The 20,510-nt window shown below is 45.5% G+C and carries 19 protein-coding genes; 15 read left to right on the top strand and 4 right to left on the bottom strand.

The window, feature by feature from the left end; translation table 11 throughout:
* Positions 1-45 precede the first annotated feature (45 nt).
* Together ACN6NF_RS21385 and ACN6NF_RS21380 are read right to left on the bottom strand one after the other, a co-directional pair.
* The gene (locus ACN6NF_RS21385) at positions 46-963 is read right to left on the bottom strand and encodes a sensor histidine kinase (RefSeq protein ID WP_474319492.1); all 918 of its coding nucleotides are present in this window, start codon (positions 961-963) and stop codon (positions 46-48) included.
* Positions 964-1,641, bottom strand: a complete 678-nt coding sequence (locus tag ACN6NF_RS21380; protein WP_474319491.1) for a response regulator transcription factor — start codon at positions 1,639-1,641, stop codon at positions 964-966.
* A gap of 261 nt (positions 1,642-1,902) precedes the next feature.
* Here ACN6NF_RS21380 and ACN6NF_RS21375 point away from each other — a divergent pair, with 261 nt between their 5' ends.
* From ACN6NF_RS21375 to ACN6NF_RS21345, 7 genes are all read left to right on the top strand, one after another.
* On the top strand, positions 1,903-2,856 hold the full coding sequence (locus ACN6NF_RS21375; RefSeq protein WP_474319490.1) for an ABC transporter permease: 954 nt from the start codon (positions 1,903-1,905) through the stop codon (positions 2,854-2,856).
* The gene (locus ACN6NF_RS21370) at positions 2,846-3,796 is read left to right on the top strand and encodes an iron chelate uptake ABC transporter family permease subunit (protein WP_474319489.1); all 951 of its coding nucleotides are present in this window, start codon (positions 2,846-2,848) and stop codon (positions 3,794-3,796) included. The genes ACN6NF_RS21375 and ACN6NF_RS21370 overlap by 11 nt, the downstream gene beginning before the upstream one ends.
* On the top strand, positions 3,790-4,548 hold the full coding sequence (locus tag ACN6NF_RS21365) for an iron ABC transporter ATP-binding protein (RefSeq protein WP_474319488.1): 759 nt from the start codon (positions 3,790-3,792) through the stop codon (positions 4,546-4,548). Before ACN6NF_RS21370 ends, ACN6NF_RS21365 begins: the two co-directional genes overlap by 7 nt.
* Before the next feature lie 12 nt (positions 4,549-4,560).
* Positions 4,561-5,541: a siderophore ABC transporter substrate-binding protein gene (locus ACN6NF_RS21360; protein ID WP_474319487.1), complete on the top strand. Its 981-nt coding sequence runs from the start codon at positions 4,561-4,563 to the stop codon at positions 5,539-5,541.
* A gap of 33 nt (positions 5,542-5,574) precedes the next feature.
* Positions 5,575-6,318 carry an alpha/beta hydrolase gene (locus tag ACN6NF_RS21355; protein ID WP_474319486.1) on the top strand — a complete coding sequence of 248 codons (744 nt, stop codon included), beginning with the start codon at positions 5,575-5,577 and terminating at the stop codon, positions 6,316-6,318.
* A 157-nt stretch (positions 6,319-6,475) separates the two neighbouring features.
* A complete protein-coding gene (locus ACN6NF_RS21350) occupies positions 6,476-7,387 on the top strand; it encodes an aldo/keto reductase (RefSeq protein ID WP_474319485.1) in 912 nt (303 codons plus the stop codon).
* Between the two features lie 157 nt (positions 7,388-7,544).
* Positions 7,545-7,871: a thioredoxin family protein gene (locus ACN6NF_RS21345; protein WP_019688638.1), complete on the top strand. Its 327-nt coding sequence runs from the start codon at positions 7,545-7,547 to the stop codon at positions 7,869-7,871.
* Positions 7,872-7,995: 124 nt separating this feature from the next.
* Here ACN6NF_RS21345 and bacA read toward each other — a convergent pair whose 3' ends face one another.
* Together bacA and ACN6NF_RS21335 are read right to left on the bottom strand one after the other, a co-directional pair.
* Entirely contained in the window at positions 7,996-8,793 is a 798-nt protein-coding gene (gene bacA, locus ACN6NF_RS21340) for an undecaprenyl-diphosphate phosphatase (RefSeq protein ID WP_013373128.1), read from the bottom strand.
* Between the two features lie 128 nt (positions 8,794-8,921).
* Positions 8,922-10,286 carry a hemolysin family protein gene (locus tag ACN6NF_RS21335; RefSeq protein WP_474319484.1) on the bottom strand — a complete coding sequence of 455 codons (1,365 nt, stop codon included), beginning with the start codon at positions 10,284-10,286 and terminating at the stop codon, positions 8,922-8,924.
* A 224-nt stretch (positions 10,287-10,510) separates the two neighbouring features.
* On the opposite strand from ACN6NF_RS21335, the gene ACN6NF_RS21330 reads away from it, so the two are divergent.
* The 8 genes from ACN6NF_RS21330 to ACN6NF_RS21295 all read left to right on the top strand — a co-directional run bounded on the left by ACN6NF_RS21330 (position 10,511) and on the right by ACN6NF_RS21295 (position 20,291).
* Positions 10,511-11,311: a DUF1836 domain-containing protein gene (locus tag ACN6NF_RS21330; RefSeq protein ID WP_474319483.1), complete on the top strand. Its 801-nt coding sequence runs from the start codon at positions 10,511-10,513 to the stop codon at positions 11,309-11,311.
* Positions 11,312-11,515: 204 nt separating this feature from the next.
* The gene (locus tag ACN6NF_RS21325) at positions 11,516-12,457 is read left to right on the top strand and encodes a glycosyltransferase family 2 protein (protein WP_474319482.1); all 942 of its coding nucleotides are present in this window, start codon (positions 11,516-11,518) and stop codon (positions 12,455-12,457) included.
* Between the two features lie 38 nt (positions 12,458-12,495).
* Positions 12,496-13,449 (top strand): glycosyltransferase family 2 protein, encoded by a 954-nt coding sequence (locus ACN6NF_RS21320; RefSeq protein WP_474319481.1) that lies wholly within the window; start codon positions 12,496-12,498, stop codon positions 13,447-13,449.
* 73 nt (positions 13,450-13,522) lie between these two features.
* On the top strand, positions 13,523-14,902 hold the full coding sequence (locus ACN6NF_RS21315; RefSeq protein WP_474319480.1) for a lipopolysaccharide biosynthesis protein: 1,380 nt from the start codon (positions 13,523-13,525) through the stop codon (positions 14,900-14,902).
* A complete protein-coding gene (locus ACN6NF_RS21310) occupies positions 14,877-15,851 on the top strand; it encodes a polysaccharide pyruvyl transferase family protein (protein ID WP_474319479.1) in 975 nt (324 codons plus the stop codon). The genes ACN6NF_RS21315 and ACN6NF_RS21310 overlap by 26 nt, the downstream gene beginning before the upstream one ends.
* Positions 15,852-16,151: 300 nt before the next feature.
* On the top strand, positions 16,152-16,733 hold the full coding sequence (gene def / locus ACN6NF_RS21305) for a peptide deformylase (RefSeq protein ID WP_016820341.1): 582 nt from the start codon (positions 16,152-16,154) through the stop codon (positions 16,731-16,733).
* Positions 16,734-16,858: 125 nt separating this feature from the next.
* Positions 16,859-18,649, top strand: coding sequence for a cache domain-containing sensor histidine kinase (locus tag ACN6NF_RS21300; protein ID WP_474319478.1), 1,791 nt, complete (start codon positions 16,859-16,861; stop codon positions 18,647-18,649).
* Positions 18,642-20,291, top strand: a complete 1,650-nt coding sequence (locus tag ACN6NF_RS21295; protein WP_474319477.1) for a response regulator — start codon at positions 18,642-18,644, stop codon at positions 20,289-20,291. The genes ACN6NF_RS21300 and ACN6NF_RS21295 overlap by 8 nt, the downstream gene beginning before the upstream one ends.
* The last annotated feature ends 219 nt before the right edge of the window (positions 20,292-20,510 follow it).

Here is a 20,510-nt window from a genome sequence, read left to right as displayed (position 1 = left end):
TCAATCTTTCTACAATCTTTCTGAAATCTAACAGTGTTGTAAGAATTACTTGTCTATGGGGAGAAAAATCGAGAAGGTGGAACCACGGCCTCGGCGTGACCATAGTTTGATGTATCCGCCCCCAGCCAAAACAATTTTTCTTGCTAAAAATAGTCCAATCCCGACACCTTCTTGCGAGTTTACAGTTTGTGACCGATAGAAACGCTTGAAAATCTTACTGTGTTCTTCCTCTGCAATTCCAATGCCATTATCAGTAATATCAATTCGGCAGAATAAATCATAAGCACTCACTTTAATGAATATATTCCCGCTAATTTCTGTATATTTGACGGCGTTGTCCAAAATATTATAGATTGCCTCAACCGTCCATTTTAAATCAAAAGAAGCCTGAATTTCTTTACTCTCCATTGTAATCGAAATTCCTTTAGCGTTTGCCTTCGGCATAATTTGTTCCAGTGCAGTAGTTAGTAGCTTCTGAACTGACTCCTGCCTTGATGACAATTTAATAATCCCTGTTTCAAGCCGTGATGTTTTTACTAAGGAATGGATCAGGAAATGAAGCTTTTCGGCTTGTGTGGATAAAGCCTTTACACAAGTGGAACCTTCCGGTGGCAAATCATATTCACTGAGCAGTTGTGAGTAGAGGAGGATGTTAGCAATAGGTGTTTTCGTTTGATGTGAGATATCAGAAATGAGCTCGTTTATTTTATTTTTTTCTGCCAACAAATTTTTCGAGGAAACGGAGCAAATAGAAAGAAATTGCGCAAGCTTGGCCTCTACTGCTGATAAGACGGATTCGTCAAAAATGCGCTCTGAAAACTCGCCACGAATTGCAGCTTCAATCATATGATCCATAGTCATCATTGTTTTATGTACGTTCTTACGATAGAGAAGAATGGTAACCCCGGCTATAAAAAGAGCAGTAATAGCAATTCCAAAACACGCATAATTCAGGATCGTCATTCATTTCACCGCCCAAGTGTAGCCGATACCGTACACAGTCTTAATGTACTGAGGAGAGGAAGGAAGGTCCTCCAGCTTGTCACGTAGCCTTTTTATGGTGACTGACAAGGCATTTTCGCCCACATACTCAGCGCCATCTGTCCAGATGCTGTCTACCAAATAATCACGGGTAAGGATCTTCCCACGATGATCAATTAAGAGGCGGAGCAATTTCTGCTCCGTTTTGCTTAGCTCCACAGGTGTAGCATTTTTAGCAAACTTCATCTTTTCAAATGAAAAGGAAAAGACGTCAATCTGAATGGTTTCTGCAAGAACACGCTTGATCTTTTTTAACTGGACGTCTACTCTTGCCCTTAATACCATCAGACTGAAGGGCTTGGTGATATAGTCATCGGCGCCCAATTCCAAACCAGTTACAATATCTGTTTCCATATCATGTGCAGTTAGAATAATGACCGGCAAAGTTGTTGTTTTACGAATATCGGTTAAAAAATCTAGTCCGTTTCCATCTGGCAAATTTAGATCAAGAATCACTAGGTCAAAAGCAACGCTTGCCAATTGTTCTTTTGAAGTACTAAGGTCATGTGTTTGCACAAATTCGTTGTTAGGTCCTTTAAGAGCGAGAGTAATGCCATTACTCAAAGCTAAATCATCTTCAACGATTAATATGCGGTTCATCTTTTTCCTCCTATATGCTTTCACAACTAAATATAGCTGGACTCACGGGCTCTCTTTCTAGTTTACTGGATTTTGCTCGTATTTGCTCACTGGTTATCGCACGGCTGTTTGGTCATGCTTAAAACAATTCGAAGAATTTGACAGATACAATATCACTGCTATAATTTATCCTAGTTAATTTTGATAATGATTATCATTATTGGAGGGGAGGACAGGGCCGAAGCTTGGTACAAGTTATTGGACAGGCTCCCTTAGTTAGAGATGAAATTGCGTTATTTAATACTGGCATTTCTGGTATTGGCCTTCGCCTCGGTGTTTATCGGTGTGCATGATGTAACTCCACTTGATTTGTTCCACTTATCCAGCGATCAAGCGCAGGTGCTTCTGATTAGCAGATTCCCACGTTTGATCAGCATTATGATCGCAGGGGCGAGTATGAGTATCTGTGGGCTGATCATGCAGCAGCTTACCCGGAATCGGTTTGTTTCGCCGACCACCGCAGGCACTATGGATGCGGCACGATTAGGTGTGCTGATGGCCATTATGGTGTTTGGAGCAGCGGGATTTTGGACGAAGATGCTGACGGCTTTTGGATTTGCTTTAGGGGGAACCTTGGTTTTCATGAAGATACTGGATAAAATCCGTTTTAAGGACCCGGTATTTATCCCGCTTGTTGGTTTGATGTTTGGAGGCATTTTAAATTCGGTGACGACTTTTTTTGCTTACAAATACAATCTGATTCAGGGCATTTCTTCGTGGATGCAGGGGGATTTTTCTCTCATTATGAGTGGTCGCTACGAGATGCTGTATCTTAGTGTTCCTTTGGTCGCGTTGGCGTACATATATGCGAACCGTTTTACAATTGCAGGCATGGGTGAGGATTTTGCGGCCAATTTGGGTGTACATTACAAGCGCACCGTCAATGTGGGTTTGGTGATCGTAGCTTTGGTGTCCTCTGTTGTCATCTTAACTGTCGGGACGATTCCCTTTTTGGGACTGGTTGTACCCAATCTGGTCAGTATGTACATGGGGGATAATCTGAAAAAAAGCCTGGCACATACAGCGATCTTGGGTGCCGTGTTTGTGCTGTTTTGCGATATTTTGGGACGGGTGATCATTTATCCGTATGAAATATCTGTAGGGCTCACGGTTGGTGTGATCGGAAGCGCGTTGTTCTTGTATTTGCTGCTGAGGAGAAGGGCTTATGAATCCTAAATTAAAAATCGGAATATTAGCCGCTACCGCGCTTGTGTTAATTGCTGCTTTTGTGTTTATAGATCTTCCGCACACCTGGCATTACGCGCTGCCACGACGATTGAAAAAGGTCGCAGCCTTCATTCTGACCGGTGGCTCCATTGCTTTTGCAACTGTTATTTTCCAGACGGTCACGAATAACAAGATTTTGACCCCGGGTATTATCGGGCTGGATTCACTGTATATGCTGATTCAGACGACAATAATTTTTGCATTTGGTTCCGTCCCGCTGATTTCGACTAGCAAAGAATTAAACTTTTTGCTGTCAGTAGGGATGATGGTGCTGTTCGCAGGTTTACTATACAAGTTAATTTTCCGCAAGGATGGACGGGGGATTTATGTACTTCTGCTGATCGGTCTGGTGTTTGGTACATTGTTCAACAGCCTGTCTACCTTTATGGAGGTGCTAATTGATCCGAACGAATTTGCGAAAATTCAGGACAAGAGCTTTGCCAGCTTTAGTAATGTAAACACCGAACTGTTATGGCTTTCTGTATTCGTGCTCGTGCTCGTATTTGCTTATGCATGGAGATTCATTAAGTACCTGGACGTGCTGTCGCTCGGACGGGAGCATGCGATTAATTTAGGGCTTCCTTACAGTTATATCATCAAAAGATTGCTGATTATTGTAGCGATTCTCATCTCCATATCTACGGCACTTGTTGGACCGATCACATTTCTCGGATTAATTGTGGCCAATGTGGCTTATCAGGTGATGAAGACGTATCAGCACCGTTATATAATTCCGGCCTCCATCTTTGTTAGTGTCATCGCATTGGCAGGATGCCAACTGCTGGCAGAGAGAGTATTCGACTTGTCGACAACAGTCAGCGTCATTATTAACTTTATCGGGGGGGTGTACTTCCTGTACCTTTTGCTGCGGGAAAATAAATCATGGTAGAAGTCAAAAACGTAACCAAACGCTACGGGAATAAAAATGTGGTGGAGCAGGTATCCATCACTGTACCTAAAGGCACCATTACCTCCTTTATTGGACCTAACGGCGCTGGAAAAAGCACCTTGTTGTCGATGATTAGTCGCCTAACTGACAGTGATGAGGGAGAAATCCTGATTGACGGGCAGGCCGTGAGCCTGACAAAAAGTGAGGAGCTAGCCCGGAAGATATCCATTTTAAAACAGACCAATGATGTCAACATCCGCTTAACCGTGAAGGAGCTGGTCAGCTTCGGCCGTTTTCCGTATTCCAAGGGCAGATTGAACAGCGAGGATCGCAAAATGGTGGAGCAGTCTATGGCTTACATGGGATTGGAGGATATGAAGGACAAGCATATTGATTTGCTCAGTGGAGGGCAGCGGCAGCGGGCCTTTATTGCTATGATTCTGGCACAGGACACGGAATACATCCTGCTGGATGAGCCGCTGAACAATTTGGATATGAAGCATTCGGTTCAGATTATGAAGACGCTACGCAATTTAGTGGATGATCTGGGCAAAACGATTCTGGTGGTGCTTCACGACATTAACTTTGCTTCCTGTTATTCGGACCATATTGTCGGGATGAAGGATGGCAGATTGCTAAAACAAGGAACGGCTGACGAGATGATTGATAGTCAGGTATTAAAAGATTTGTACGATATGGATATTCCGATTCAACAGATCGGTGATCATAAAATTTGTGTGTACTTCACTTAGGAGGAATGTAGAATGAAGAAAAATTTGATGTTTTTAACACTGATGCTTGCATTGGTACTGATCGTATCGGCCTGTGGTAAAGCGGCTCCGGCAACACAAGAAGCGAATGGGAACGGCTCCTCGACTGCAACAACGGAATCCAAAACCGTCTCGGTCAAACACGCACTCGATGAGAATCCAGTCCAAGTCAAAGTCAATCCGAAAAATGTCGTTGTTTTTGATTTTGGTTCATTGGATACGTTGGATAAGCTAGGAGTAGACGTTGCGGCGGTAGCGCAGCAGGATCTTCCTACGTATTTGAGCAAATATAAAGATTCCAAATATGCAAGTGCGGGCACGCTGTTTGAGCCGGATTATGAGAAAATCAGTGATCTCTCTCCTGAACTGATCATTATCGGTGGCAGACAAGCTGATGCATATAAAGAGTTGAGCAAAATTGCACCGACTATTTCGATGGCTGTAGACACCAAGGATTATATCAATTCCTTTAAGAAAAACGTTGAAACCTTGGGTCAAATCTTCGATAAAGAGGATGCTGCCAAACAGGAACTGGCTGCGATTGATAGCTCCATTAAGGCTGTACATGATAAGGCTGTAGCGAGCAAGGCTAAAGGCTTGATCGTACTAACAAATGAAGGAAGTCTGAGTGCATATGGCTCACAATCTCGCTTCGGTATCATTCATGATGCTTTTGGCGTAACTCCTGTAGATCCTGACATTAAAGTATCCACGCATGGACAAAAGGTTTCCTTTGAATATGTACAGCAAAAAAATCCAGATTATATTTTTGTCGTTGACCGTGGGGCTGTGGTGGTCGAGGAAGGCAAGGAACAGGTTACAGGTAAACAAACCATTGAGAATGAACTGGTGAAGAAAACCAATGCATATAAAAATGGACATATTGTATACCTTGATCCTAACTACTGGTACCTGTCAGGTAATGGTCTGGAATCCGTATCTGAAATGATCAAGGAAATAGATGCTGCACTGTAATGCATACATTCACATCATGGGGGACTGCGTAAGATGAAAGGTCATGTAGATGAAATTTCATTAGATGGGTATCTTCTACACATCTATACACCTCCCGTATCTGTGAATCATAATGAGCTGTATCCTGTGCTGTATGTGCAGGATGGCAGCTCTTTATTTCTAAGCGGGTTGGATGAACTGGAAAGAGGTTTTTCTACGGGAGAGCTGCCCCGTGTGATACTGGTGGGCATTCAGCCCGTGAATCGGCTGGACGATTATACGCCTTGGAAGGCAGCTGCTTTAGTAGAGGGAAGACCTGCTTTTGGCGGTGGCGGAGATGCCTATCTGGCGTTTGTGGTTACAAAAGTAATACCCTATGTCGAGGCAAAATATCCAGTGCAAACTGGGCTGGAGCATACAGGGCTGATCGGTGCTTCGTTGGGTGGATTGATTTCCATGTATGCGGCCTTCCAGTATAAGCATATATTTGGACGCATTGGTTCGATCTCGGGCTCATATTGGTTTCCCGGTATGATCGATTATATGCAATCTGCATCATTTGCCACTGTAATGGCTGGGACACACAGGATATATATATCTGTCGGGACCCGTGAAGGGGAAGGGAAGACGAATGTACAAAAAGACATGGTTCCGCTGACCCTTCAGGCACACGAGGTGCTCCTGACACAGGGACTTGACACAAAAGATGTGCTGCTTGAGCTGGATCAAGATGCGGTGCATCGTGTGGATTGTTTTCAGCGTCAGTTTCCTAAAGCTGTACAATGGCTGTTCGGATAGCCAAAATGGAATGCGAATTTCATACAACAGCTTCAAAGGATTGGAGAGCGTGGGGTCTCTATGTCTTTGGGGTTGTTTTTTTTGCATGTATTTTTCGTATAATAGAGAAATATTAAAATTTTAAAGTTATACGTTATTGAAGTGAGGGGAGACAACGATGAAAAAAAACCGCCTAGGAGCTTCGGATTTGCTGGTAGGTGAGATTGGCTTGGGATGTATGTCGGTCGGTACGGAGGAGCAGCAAGCTGTTTACTTGATCCATGAAGCGTTAGACAGGGGCGTAAATCTGTTGGATACGGCCGATTTGTACCAGCATGGACGCAATGAAGAAATTGTGGGGGCAGCCATCCGTGGACGGCGCCAGGATGTCATCCTGGCGACCAAGGTCGGTAATCGGCGTATACCGGGGCAGGAGGACTGGGAATGGGACCCGTCCAAGAAATATATCCTGTCAGCCGTGAAAGAGAGTCTACGCCGCCTGGGAACGGACTATATCGACCTGTATCAGTTGCACGGAGGGACGATTGATGATCCGATCGATGAAACCATTGAGGCTTTCGAGCAACTGCAGCAGGAGGGGGTCATCCGCTACTATGGTATTTCTTCCATTCGCCCGCATGTCATCCGTGAATATGTGGAACGCTCGAATATCGTTAGTGTTATGAATCAGTATAGCTTGCTGGATCGGCGTGCAGAGGAAGAAGTACTGTCTTTGCTTCAGGAGCGGGGAATTAGTATGATTGCACGTGGACCCGTGGCGAGCGGCGTATTGGCTGACAAGGGCGAAGAAAAGGCAGCGAAGGGATACCTAGACTACAAAGAAGCAGAGCTACTGGACGTGCGTAAGCAATTAAAGGCATTTGCAGGGGCGGACCGTAGTATGGAGCAGACAGCGATCCGTTATAGCCTGTCTCATCCGGCTGTCGCTGCTGTGATCCCGGGTGCAAGCTCTTTGGGGCAATTGGAGCATAATATTTCTGCTGCCGACATTGCACCGCTAACTGAGTACGAACGAGAGATGCTACAGCAAATCAGCCGAGCCAATCGTTATGATGCGCAATACCGCTGATCCGAGCCACAATAGTATAAGTGAAGTATACGCTCGAACATGTACTCATCCCAGTTGCAATATATAAAAGAATCATTACAATATAGGAATAAGCCTGATTTATCATTCATATGTGAATGTGAAGATATTATCAATTCACTCTAGGAGGGAACAACGAATGGAACGTATTGAATCTGAGCAACAATATCAGGATTTAATTAACGGTGACGGTCTAACCGTCGTGAAATTTGATACCAGCTGGTGTCCAGATTGCAAGACGCTGGATAAATTTATGGACGGCATTATGAAGGAGAACGCGGATAAGCGTTTCTTTGCGCTGGATGCCGAGAAGTTTCAGCCGATTGCTGAAGAAAATCAAGTACGCGGCATTCCGAGTCTGCTCGTGTTCCGTAATGGCGAGAAAATTGCTCATTTGCACAGCAAATACGCCAAAACGCCAGCTCAAGTTTCGGAATACCTGACTACGCTGGAATCCAAACAGTAATCAGTACGCATGGTGGGTAGATCAGGACGATCTACCCAAGCCCGTAAAATAGCAAAAGGGATATCCAAGGTGACCTTAAGGCCACTTGGATATCCCTTTTTGGTTATAGGATACCAAACAATGATTACAAAATAATGAAAAAGAACACAGCTGCCAGCACGAAACGATAGATGGCAAACGTAGTCAAGCTCAAGCGTTTGAGCAGGCCGAGGAACGTTTTGATTGCCAGCATACCGACGATAAAGGCAGTAATAAAGCCGGCTGCGAACACCGGGAAATCACTCATAGACAGATGATCCATACTTTTAATCATATCAATCCCCGATGCACCCAACATGACCGGAACAGATACGAGGAATGTAAATTCTGCGGCTGCCGTATGGCTTACACGTGCGAATAGGCCCCCAGACATAGTTGAGCCTGAACGAGAGAAGCCTGGCCATAGAGCTAGGACTTGGAACACACCGATGGTAAAGGCTTGTTTATACGTGATCTCATCCAACGTATGTGATCTAATAGGCGGATGGAATTTTTCAGCCGCGATCATGAGCAAGCCCCCGATGACCAAACTGTACAAAACCGTTTCAGGACCAAACAAGTATTGTTTGATTACATCACGGAACAGTACACCAATTAATCCCGCAGGGATCATGGCTAAAATAATATGTAACAGGTTTAGACGTGGCTGGGATGAGATTTTACGTCTGAAATCAAACAGGCTGAGGAATCTGCGCCAGTATAATACAACGACCGCCATCACAGCACCTAATTGTACGATAACCTCAAATGTTTTGACCGTATCATTCTCGGTGTTCAACCCTAGAAGATCAGCCGTAAGGATCATGTGACCCGTCGAAGAGACCGGCAAAAACTCTGTCAGCCCTTCAATAATACCCATAATAATAGATGATAAAATATCCAATTTACTAGCTCCTCCTTACACGCATGTAGGGCAAACAACCTGAGTCGTTTGCCCTAAAAATATGTCATTTCAGTAGGAGTGAACGCAAGTGCCAAGTGCAGTATGCTGGTCGCTCAGATCACAAAGGTTCACTCCTGGGAAGAAGTGTCCGACTCCATTTCCGAGATCGGGGATTTGTGGTGTAAAATAATTTCCACCCGACGAATACGATTTTTACCCATTTCACGAATGATAAATTTCACATCATCTTCTATGAATTCCTTGCCCTGTCTCGGTTCCGGAACCCGGCTATACACCCACCCTCCGACAGTATCCACGTCTTCATCGTCCAATGTCAAGCCCGTCAGATCACTCAGATCGGAAAGCATCACTTTACCATCCATCAAATAACTGTTCTCCGTCAGTTTCTCGATTTCCTTCCGTTCATCCTTATCAAATTCGTCCCGGATTTCGCCAACAATCTCCTCCAAAATGTCCTCAATGGTAATCAGACCAGAGGTTCCACCATATTCATCGACCAGGAGAGCGATATGAACCTGCTCCTTCTGCATACGTTTCAGCAGCGTGTTGACGGGGATAACTTCCGGAACGGTCAAGATCGGTTGAATCAGGCTATCGAAAACAAGCTCGGGATTGCGATCATACTCAAGGAATAGCTGCTTGGTATTAATCATACCAATGATCTGATCCTTGCTGTCTGTCGCTACCGGAAAACGGGTATACTGTTCTTCGTGAATAGTCTGCATGTTTTCTTTGAGCGAGCGATTCGTAAACAAGCATACCATATCTGTACGTGGCACCATAATTTCTTTGGCAACGGTCTCGTCAAAAGCGAAGATACGATTTACGTAGCCATATTCGGTGTTATTGATCTTACCACTTTCCACGCTTTCGGACAAAATGATCTGAATTTCTTCCTGAGAGTGCGCTTCTTCATGCTCACTAGCCGGTTGAAGACCAAACAGACGAACCAGGCGATTGGCCGAGCCGTTGAGGAGCCAGATAAACGGATACATAATTCGGTTAAACCACACGATGACTGGAGAGGTTAACAGGCTGACAGCTTCCGCTTTGCGGATCGCCAATGTTTTGGGAGCCAGTTCGCCAATCACCACGTGTAGGTAAGTTACAATGACAAATGAAATAATAAAGGCCAGGATATGTGAAAACTCCCCATTGATGTTGAGCTGTTGAAAGAGAGGCTCCAGCAGTTTGACTACAGTCGGTTCACCGAGCCAACCGAGTCCTAACGCTGTAATCGTAATACCAAGCTGACAGGCAGACAGATAGCCGTCCAGATTATTGACGACTTTTTGTAGCGCCAGTGCGTTTTTACGGTTCTCCACCACCAGCTGATCTACCCGGCTGGAACGGATTTTAATAATCGCAAACTCGGTAGCCACGAAGAAAGCACTAAATAAAATCAACACCGCAAACAAAAATAGACTGACACCTATACCCATATAATTTTCACTCATCCCTTTTTCGTTCAATTTTTTAAGGAACTCTATTTTGAGTTCACTTGAACTTATTTTAAGAACTTAAAAGAAAATATACAAGGTTCATATGGAATCGTAGCAGGTCACCTACCTCTAATTTACACGAAAAATAAGGCATAATAGAACCCGCACGGCTCATTGCTTCACTTTACAAGCCTTGTTTAAGGGCGTATGATGAGTTCGAATGAACTTGAAATGTAATAAAGGGAGGAAAGCAGATGGAGTCTTTTACCCTCACTCGCCGTGATATGGCCCATTTGCTGCTGGCCATGGAAGGTCGCAGCGAATTGCAGCCTTTGGCTGTTCTTCAAGACGCTTGGAGGCGAACTCATAGCCATCTTGCCCGTTCCGGTAGCACCATGCCGACATTTCTATATACCGAGGTGACGCCTGTGCTGGATAAAATCATCAAGGGCAAGCACAGCGCAGCCTTTTCGCTGCAGGAGATCGTTTCTCTAGGCCAACTGGTGGAATATAGCCATGTCTCACTGGCCTCTATGCAAAATTGGGTCAAACGTGATTTCAAGGAGTTCCTCGGCGCTCCGAAGATCGGCAAAAAATACTCAGTCAACCAGGCTGCCATATTACTCATCGTGGAAGATTTAAAATCATGTCTTGATTTTGAATCTATCCGTCAGCTATTTTATATCCTGTTCCAACAGCCAGAAGATGATACGGATGATCTGATTCAGCCGGTCGATTTGTACGCTGCATATTCAACTTTATTTGAAGAACTGGATGCGAACGGAGACCAACTGCTTGATGTGGCAGGAGCAGGGTATGCAAAAGACAACGGAAATCCTGCTACAGGACAGAAGCGTCAGGAAGCCGCCACAGAAGAACTGCTGGTACAAGCCGCAGAACAATATACTTGTCGTTTGCAGCATTTGACCCCTAACCAGTGTGAAGCAGTGCGTAATACTTTGCTGGTGGCAGCGGTATCGGTGCAAAATAGTTATTTTTTGTCGATGGCGCGTCGGTATGTGAATGCCACGTTGTTTCTGGATTTTCAAGGATAGATCAGGATTGGCATAAGAAGCCGATCCTATTTTTTTGCTCTTTTTTAAGGATTGTCTACCCTTTTGGAGACTGAAAAAGTATACAAAAGAGGTATATACACTCAAACGCTGTCAAAGATACAATAAACATATATAATCCAGCAATTGGAAAAACTTTGAATATCTCTTCCAAAGCATCTGGATACACACACAGGAGGTAATGGCATGTCCGATGTCTCCATCATCATTTGTACCCGCAACCGGATCGAAGACCTGACACGCTGTATACAATCTATTGCTGCACAGCAGCAATTGGAACATACGGCTGTAGAACTGCTGATTGTTGATGACGGCGATATTTCCGACCAACAGATTGAACAGTACCGTCACATGGTATCCGGATTGCCTCAAGGTGTTCTTAAATATTATAAAAAAAGTCGTCCCGGCGTTTGGTTATCCCGCTATGAGGCCTTGTCTCTCGTGCGGTATGATATTGTGCTGTATTTTGACGATGATGCCGAACTGGACGATAAACTCTATATCCGGCGCTTGCTCGATACCTACGAACAGGATGAAACGATTGTAGGTGTTGGAGGGATTGCAAAGGGACTACATTCAAGCCGGGCAGGAAAGCTGCTTGGCGTTTTGACTTTTCAGATGTCTTCTTCTCTTGGTAAGCTCTCACCCAGTAGTCTGGCAGGTTCCTTACTGCGTTGGAGCGAAGCAACCGAGACTTTTGACACTGAATTTTTCCATGGCTGCAATATGTCATTTCGGAGGGATGCGCTTCGGGACATGAAGCCGTATCCGTGGATGACCAGCTATGCGGTGGCTGACGACTTGTACATGTGCCAGTTAGCGAGCCGTTACGGCAAACTGGTAATTAATCCCGACTTAACGATCATCCATCATGAATCTCCAAGCTCACGCGATAAGGCAGGCAAAGTAGCCAAGGCGACAGCGATTAACCACTATTATTTTCTTGCCCTGAAAAAGGCGGGATTTATCCAGTATGGAGCTCTTTTATGGACCTTAACCTACTTGATGCTCAAAGAAACGCTGCGCCGTAATTTTAGCGCAGCAGATGGATACAAGCAGGGGGTGTTGTTCATTCTGAACCCGCGTAAGCAAAAATATAACGAATATTTAGGCCCGGCGGTTCAGTAATCTGTTTTATACCATTGACAGGATAAAGGGGGAGTATGATGTTAAGCTTGTCCATTGCTCTGTGCACCCGCAATCGGGTTGACGATCTGACCCGATGCATCAATTCAATTGCCATGGGGGGAGCACCGGAGGCATGTGAAACCGAGCTGTGGATTATTGATGACGGAAAACTGCCAAAGCATGTGCTGGAACGTTATGAGCATCAGTTGAGCAGAGCGGGAATTGCCTACCGATATCATCGCAAGGAGCAGCCCGGACTATGGTTATCGCGTGTAAAGACGGTGGAGCTTGTGCAAGGTGACATCATTTTGTTCCTTGACGATGATGTTGAGCTGCCAAGCAATTACTTGAATGAGTTAATGCGCACCTATGAGGCGTATCCACAGGCAGCTGGTGTTGGCGGCATAGCACAGGGAATGAGTAACAGCTTCATGGGTACGATTCGCTGCTTGCTTTCGTTTCAGCAATCTTTGTCCAAAGGGAGATTGTCCCTCAGCGGCCAGTCCGGCTCGATGTACAACTGGCATAAGGCTAAGAAGACGTTTAAGACCCAGTTTTTTCATGGTTGTAATATGTCATTTCGCCGTAATGCAATTCTAAGTCTGGAGCCGGTACCTTGGTTGCAAAGCTATAGCGTCGGCGAGGATTTATTACTTTCCCGTATCGCTATGAAAAGCGGTCCATTGTATATTAATCCGGCCCTTACGCTGCTTCATCACGAATCGCCGTCCTCGCGCGACAATATGGAACAGGTTACTTATATGCGGGTGATGAATCATATTCATCTACTACGTGACGAGGGATCTGGGCCGATTGGTTATGCAGCATTATATTGGACGACGTTGTATCAGATTTTGCGGGAAAGACCCCAAAAAAATCATAAAGCCATTCAAGGCTATAGAAGAGCACTGAAAGAGATTTTCTCAAGTACGAAGGAGCCTGTTAGCGGAGGACAGTTGTCTGAGCGCAATTCCAAAAAAACGGTGGGCTGATGGAGGTGCGTCAAAAGGCGCGATGTGAGCATAGAGACGAGAGGCTTAATAAGGAACAGGAGTTGGACGTAACATGAGCACATGGACAGCAGCAAGGAAAGTATTCACGGGTGACAGTCTCGCCAAAACGATCATGCGCACGAGTTTTAACAATTTTTTTGTGCTAATCGTCACGACCCTGACTTCCATCCTGACCGCACGTATGCTCGGAGTAGAGGGGAAAGGTGAACTGGCGGCTGTTCTGTTCTGGCCTACGCTGATCGGCAGTGTATTGAGCTTCGGCTTGCCAACCTCGTTAATTTATAACCTCAAGAAAAAAACAGGCACGACGGAAGAACTGCTGGCGTTGTCGCTCTGGATTCAGTTGCCTGCCAGTCTGTTGGCAGGAGCGGTGGCCTGGATATGTATGCCGTTGTGGCTGAATGGCTATGGTGCAGACATTATCCAACTGTCGCAGATTTATTGTGCGGCAGCAGTACCGTTAGCGGTGCTTACAGCACTCACGACGGCATTATCGCAAGGACTGGATCGGTTTAGCGTATATAACGGTCTGCTGTTTTACTATCCGTTACTGAATTTCATCGGTCTAGTGACCCTGTGGCTGATGGGCTTACTCAATGTGCAATTGGCGGGGGCAGTGAATTTTGCTGCGAGTTTCCTTGCGCTCATGTGGGCGTTCCTTCGTTTGCGCAAGCATATGAATTTGCGTACATTTCGTCCGTTGACCAGCCGCCAAGTGCTGCGCCCTTACTATAGCTATGGAGCGCGGGTGTATGGGATGGAGCTGATGGGGACGCTGTCTACACAAACGGACAAAATCGTCATTGTGGCGCTGCTGTCACCCAAAGCGTTCGGTCTGTATTCTGTTGTCTACGCCTTGTCTCGTGTGTTCAATGTGGTGCAAAATGCCGTCACTAACGTTACCTTTCCAAAGGTGACAGGGATGGAGCACAGCAAGATTGTCGAAACGGTGGGGCGTGCTTTTCGCATCTCTATGGCTGCGATGCTAGTCGTCATTGTACCGGCTCTCTTCATTGGCCGATACATGCTGGGGTTGCTGTACGGGCCCGCTTTTCTGGAAGCATCGCTAACGTTCTACCTGCTGTCACTGGAATGTATTATTGGTGGCGGCTCCTGGATTCTGGCTTCGGCCTTTAACGCACTTGGTCGTCCGGGACTGGTATTGTTCCGGCAAATTGTAGCCTATGCGATCACCGTCGGTCTGTTTTTTATTTGTACACCGATCTTCGGTCTGGACGGCATTGCTATTGCTTTGCTTGTAGGTGCTTGTGTACGGTTGGCGTTCTCGCTGTTCTCGTTCCCAATGTTTTTCAATGTTCCGCTATCCCGGATCATTTTTGATAAAAGTGATATTACATTTGTCTTGCAGACTATACAAAAGAAGCGCAGGAAGGGAGAACTGAAAGATGCCGAATTCGCATCCCATGGCTAAACTGAAAAATAAGCTGAGCGTCATTCTCGACGTAGTCCCTCAAGGTTCGAACATTATTTATGTCGATTATCCCGTCTATAATAACGGTGGAGACGTACTGATCATGAAAGGCACCGAAGCGTTCTTTAAGGATAATGATATTCGTGTCCGTGCCCGTTATAGCGCCATGGATATTCCCGATCAGCTTCATATTCCGGGCGACTGGATTATCGTATGCCACGGTGGTGGCAACTTTGGCGACTTATATTCAAATCACCAAAATTTGCGGGAACGCATCGTTCGTGATTTCCCTAACCACCGAATTGTTATCATGCCGCAGACGATCCACTTCCAGTCTGAACAGAAGGCTAATGAGGTGGCTGCCCTGTTTAATGCTCACCCGGATCTACATATGTTTGTGCGGGATACACGCTCTTATCAGTGGGCTAAGGATAAGCTGAACCAGTGTAGCATCACATTATGTCCTGATATGGCGCACCAGCTTTGGCCATTGAAGCCAACTACGGAAACCGTGAAGGATGTACTGTACTTCCTGCGTACGGATATTGAAACGGTGGGGGGGCAAAAGAAATTCGATGACGAGGCTGATGCCTCTCACCGTCTGGACTGGGATACTTTATTCACTCCGCTGGAAGTGAAGGGGATCGTCTATTTCCAAAAGTTTTACCGTCTGAATAAGAAAATCGGCGGCCCGTTGCCTACGCGTACATTCTGGTACAAGTACACCGACCATCTCATGAACAAGGCGGTTACGCTGTTCAGCTCTTACCGCGAGGTTCGCACTTCACGGCTGCATGGTCATATTCTGGCCTGCCTGCTTGATATGCCGCATGTTGTCATCGATAATTCTTACGGCAAGAATTCACAATATTATAATACCTGGACACAGCCGAATCCGAAGGCGAAGCTGTTCAGTGAAGCACCCGAAGCATTAGAGCAACCGTCTTAATCGTAAGAAAAGCTATGTAAAGACCTCCTGAACACTTCAGTTTAGGAGGTTTTTGGTTCAGTGCTATAAGAACATAAGTATAATTTAATTAGATGAACAATTAAGGCAGTGAATATTTAATGGCTTTATATACAGAGGACGCATCATGGCTTCTCTCTCCCATACCGCTCTATTTTGACAATTCATTTCATGAATAGATATAATTTATGGGATAAAACTTGCAGAAAAGCGGGGAATTCTCCAGCTTTTGCTGTACATCACATGATCGTAATATTTATTTAAATGAATCGAGGCTGACGAATGAGCAATCAATCGATGGACATGCTTCTCACGAAGGATATCGTGCGTGAAGGGGAACCGATTTTGCGCACAAAGGTTGATCCGGTATGTCTGCCGCTGTCTGAAGAGGATCTTCAACAGATGCAATGGATGCTGGATTACCTGAAAAATAGCCAAAATGAAGAGCTGGCCACCCGCTATGAGCTGCGCCCGGGTGTAGGGCTATCCGCCAACCAGGTTGGGTTGAATAAAAGAATGTGTGCTATTTATTATGAAGATGGAGACAAAACGGTAGAATATGGCCTATTTAATCCGAAGCTGGTCAGTCACTCTACATCCATGATTTACTTGGAACAGGGTGAGGGATGCTTGTCTGTAGATCGGTACATACCCGGATATGTACCACGTTACGAGAAGATTCGCATCAAGGCCAATTTACCGGACGGAACTCAGGAGCTGTTAACGTTTAAGGGGTATGCAGCGATTGTCGTACAGCATGAAATGGACCATCTGGATGGCATTATGTTCTATGACCGTATCAATCCTGAAGATCCGTATAAGCTGCCACAGGGAGTGCATATCGAACCTTTTGTACGTAAATAGTTCGTGATCCGTAAAGTGTGGTGACTCCGTTCACCACCTTTTTATTTTGCAAGAAAATATGGATATAAATGTTGCGAAGCTTTAAACTGAAAACATGTAAGCGCTTATCTTACAGGAGGGATGGCATGTATCGTGGAGTAAGGCATCTGATGAATAATATGCGTATGCGGAATAAGCTGCTCTTCTCCTACGTACTGATTGTCATGATCCCAGTGCTGGTGGTGGGCGGCTGCGTTATTTTTTATTTGCGAGAGCAGGCACTGGATAGTGCGATTGCCCAGACGGTTAATAATGTGGAAAAGATTAAGAGCCAAACAGCAAATTTATTACGTGTGCCAACAGATATTTCAAATGGGCTGATGTTCGATAAAAGGCTAAAGGAGATGGCGAACCGCCGTTATCCCGGCATGGTGGAGCTCATGAATGCGTACCATCAATACAAGGATTTTAATGAGTACACCCAGCAATATAGAGAGGTTGCTACTATCCGGTTCTATTCGTACAATCCGACGTTGGTCAACAATCTGGAGTTTATTCCTGTGGACGCTAACATTGAGCGGCAGCCGTGGTTCCAGGAGGCTTTGAAGGGGACGGCGATTAATTGGTTTTACATTCAGGATAAGGAGGATAACCCGGTTAATCGCCTCAGCCTGGTACGGCAAATTCCTTTTCCCGAATACAATTCCAAGGGAGTTCTGATGATTGCACTGAGTCAGACCGAGTTGAATCATATGCTGAGTAAGGAGCCATTTGAAACATTGATTGCGGATCGTAACGGAATTGTGGTGGCAGCTACCCATCCACAATCGGTAGGTCGGACGTTGACGGATTTACATTTAGGCTTTGATGTTCAGCGTGCAGGTAAGGGGATATATGAAGCAAAGATCAACGGAACGCCCTCAAACATTATTGTGGATGAGCTGCTGCCAACCTCAAGTGTGAGCGGGTTGACGATTATTTCGGTGTTTTCAACGGAACATATCGTGCAGGGGGCGAACCGGGTCAGCTTGATTGGTGCATTATGTGTACTAGCGGTACTCATCATGGCGCTGATTCTGATTACCATCATTTCCTGGCTTATTACCAAACGGCTTCAGCGGCTGAGCTATGAACTGGGTCAGGTAGCTGCGGGCGATTTTCATGTGGTATCGAGTGTGGAGGGAAGGGACGAGATCGGTGATTTATCCCGCCGTTTCAACTATATGGTGAGCAGTATCCGCCAGCTTATGGCACAGGTCTATGAGACCAGTGAGCATAACAACAAGCTTGAATTGGCACAAAAGGATATCAAGCTCAAAATGATGGCAAGCCAGATTAATCCGCATTTTCTGTTTAATGCATTAGAATCTATCCGAATGAAAGCTCATCTGAATGGGGAAGCGGAGATTGCAACGACGGTACGTTTGCTTGGCAGGTTGATGCGCAGGAATCTGGAGATTGGCAGTGGTAAAACAACCGTATTACAGGAGCTGGATATGGTGCGATCCTATTTGCAAATTCAGCAGTTCAGGTTTGGGAATCGTTTGGTCTATGAAGTGAATTTGGAAGAAAGCGCGAAGGACATGTCGATTCCTCCCTTAATCATACAACCGCTAGTGGAAAATGCAGTCATTCATGGCCTAGAAAATAAGGAAGAGCCAGTTACCGTGAAGGTAGATATTACAATCGAACAAAGAGAGCTGCACATTAAAGTGGCTGATGATGGAATTGGCATGGAGGAAGAGCAGCTGACCCGCCTGTTGGCTCGGATCACGGGTACGGAAGAGCCGGAAGGGAGCAGTATTGGTCTGCGCAATGTTCATCAACGTCTGACATTGATGTATGGTGAACGTTATGGTCTGCATATTGAAAGCGCATTACAGGTAGGAACAACCGTATACTTTTTCATACCGAGGGAGGAAGCGTCGAATGTATAAAGCGATGATTGTAGATGATGAGCCTGCGATTCGTGAAGGACTATCTTCCATTATTGACTGGGGAGATTGTGGCTTTCGCATTGTCGATACGGCTGAGAACGGACGCGAGGCGCTGGAAAAGTTCGGAGAGCATCGACCGGAACTGGTCATTGTAGATATTCGTATGCCTGGGATGAGTGGACTGGAGGTTATACAAAACATACGACAAATGAACGGGGAGCCGTACCACTTTCTCATTTTAAGCGGATATGCAGACTTTAATTATGCTAGGCAAGCCATGGGATTCGGGGTCGATGGTTATTTATTGAAGCCCGTTGATGAGGAAGAAATGACGCTGGAGCTAAAGCGAGTACGGCAAAGCATTGAAAATGAAAAGGGAGATGGAAAGTGGGGGAGTCCGTCTTCGCATGAGCGCGATTGGATCGAAGCATTGCTGTTTCCGATTCATGGAGAACATGCTCGTAATGTTGTAGAACCCAGCCATCGTGCATCCAAGCAGGCTGAACATCAAAACGGCGGTGGAAAACACGGACAACAGCCAGCGTTACCAGCCTTGGACTGGAGTAGCTATCAGGTGGTTTTGCTAGATTTGCGTATACCTGACTGGGATCGGCAAGCCCGGCAGTTGGCAGCAAAGCAGAGGCTGGCCGAATTGTGTCGTGAGCAGGGTAGAGGCATTGTGTTTGAGGCTGGAATATATACGGGCCTATTGCTTCCCGCCAGGTTAAAAACGGAAAAAGATGCTGTTCAGTTGCTGGCTGCATGGCGACAGGAACTAAAACCGTGGGTAAATGAAATCTATGGGGCTGCCGGCGCTCCGGTAGACATTCTTAAGGATATCTCCAGATCTTTTGAGCAGGCATTACGATTATTGGAGCGTGCGTTTTTGTTCCGGGCAGAAAGAGTCATGCTTCCCGGCGACCTACATGAATGGGAGACAGCACATGCTGAAATGGATGAAGCGTCTGATAGAGCATCAGATGATCCCATGCATTATGCAGAAAAGCTGTACTACGCGCTGGATATGGCTAATGGTAAAGCGGCAACCCGTGTCATTAAGGACATGGAAGTCCAATTTCCTCAGATTTATCGTACAGAATCTGCAATCAAGGCGGCCTTCGCTCAGACATTCACACTCGCACTGAACAAGTATGCAGCTGGACAGGAACACAGCCGGACTGTGCTGGAGGAGCACTCCAACTTGATTACCAATGTATATGCGTATTCAACATTGGGCGAGCTGGTGGATCACTCGCTCGAACATGTGTTGCAGTGGATTGGCCAGACTGATATGAGTGGCAAGGAGATCATCATGAAGCAAATGATTGACTTTATACATGGTCATTATGATGAAAATTTGCGACTGGAGTTACTGGCAGATATGTTCAATTACAATAGTGGGTATTTGGGCAAACTGTTCAAAAGTCATACAGGCGAGCCCTTTAATGCCTACCTGGATAAGGTAAGGATTGAGCGAGCAAGGGAATTGCTTGCACAGGGGATTAAGGTGCACCAAGTGGCGGGCCGTGTGGGATATGCGAATGCAGATTATTTTCATAGTAAATTTAAAAAGTATGTTGGAGTGTCACCTTCCTCCTACCGTAATCAGGTCCAAAAGAACGGAGGAACAGAAGGCTGTTGATCGGATTCCCTAGGTTTAACGTTATGAAGTCTCTCTTGCAGATGCCGGATGCATGTTCTCCGATATCTGTAAGAAAGGCTTTTTTATATGGTGAAAAAAGGGTGGATCAATAGAAAAAGTCACATTTACTATGGAATTTAGGTAGTTTTCATAGAAAAGACATCGTTATGACACAACTTTGACACGATGTTCACATTTTTGATTCTATTTCATTTAAAT

Source organism: Paenibacillus sp. TSM33, from assembly GCF_056099025.1.
This window is presented reverse-complemented; position numbering and strand designations above follow the sequence as displayed.

Excerpts from the sequence above, each read along its gene's own strand:
- ACN6NF_RS21385 (WP_474319492.1), bottom strand. The coding sequence starts at position 963 with ATGACGATCCTGAATTATGCGTGTTTTGGAATTGCTATTACTGCTCTT.
- ACN6NF_RS21380 (WP_474319491.1), bottom strand. The coding sequence starts at position 1,641 with ATGAACCGCATATTAATCGTTGAAGATGATTTAGCTTTGAGTAATGGC.
- ACN6NF_RS21375 (WP_474319490.1), top strand. The coding sequence starts at position 1,903 with ATGAAATTGCGTTATTTAATACTGGCATTTCTGGTATTGGCCTTCGCC.
- ACN6NF_RS21370 (WP_474319489.1), top strand. The coding sequence starts at position 2,846 with ATGAATCCTAAATTAAAAATCGGAATATTAGCCGCTACCGCGCTTGTG.
- ACN6NF_RS21365 (WP_474319488.1), top strand. The coding sequence starts at position 3,790 with ATGGTAGAAGTCAAAAACGTAACCAAACGCTACGGGAATAAAAATGTG.
- ACN6NF_RS21360 (WP_474319487.1), top strand. The coding sequence starts at position 4,561 with ATGAAGAAAAATTTGATGTTTTTAACACTGATGCTTGCATTGGTACTG.
- ACN6NF_RS21355 (WP_474319486.1), top strand. The coding sequence starts at position 5,575 with ATGAAAGGTCATGTAGATGAAATTTCATTAGATGGGTATCTTCTACAC.
- ACN6NF_RS21350 (WP_474319485.1), top strand. The coding sequence starts at position 6,476 with ATGAAAAAAAACCGCCTAGGAGCTTCGGATTTGCTGGTAGGTGAGATT.
- ACN6NF_RS21345 (WP_019688638.1), top strand. The coding sequence starts at position 7,545 with ATGGAACGTATTGAATCTGAGCAACAATATCAGGATTTAATTAACGGT.
- ACN6NF_RS21330 (WP_474319483.1), top strand. The coding sequence starts at position 10,511 with ATGGAGTCTTTTACCCTCACTCGCCGTGATATGGCCCATTTGCTGCTG.
- ACN6NF_RS21325 (WP_474319482.1), top strand. The coding sequence starts at position 11,516 with ATGTCCGATGTCTCCATCATCATTTGTACCCGCAACCGGATCGAAGAC.
- ACN6NF_RS21320 (WP_474319481.1), top strand. The coding sequence starts at position 12,496 with ATGTTAAGCTTGTCCATTGCTCTGTGCACCCGCAATCGGGTTGACGAT.
- ACN6NF_RS21315 (WP_474319480.1), top strand. The coding sequence starts at position 13,523 with ATGAGCACATGGACAGCAGCAAGGAAAGTATTCACGGGTGACAGTCTC.
- ACN6NF_RS21310 (WP_474319479.1), top strand. The coding sequence starts at position 14,877 with ATGCCGAATTCGCATCCCATGGCTAAACTGAAAAATAAGCTGAGCGTC.
- def (WP_016820341.1), top strand. The coding sequence starts at position 16,152 with ATGAGCAATCAATCGATGGACATGCTTCTCACGAAGGATATCGTGCGT.
- ACN6NF_RS21300 (WP_474319478.1), top strand. The coding sequence starts at position 16,859 with ATGTATCGTGGAGTAAGGCATCTGATGAATAATATGCGTATGCGGAAT.
- ACN6NF_RS21295 (WP_474319477.1), top strand. The coding sequence starts at position 18,642 with ATGTATAAAGCGATGATTGTAGATGATGAGCCTGCGATTCGTGAAGGA.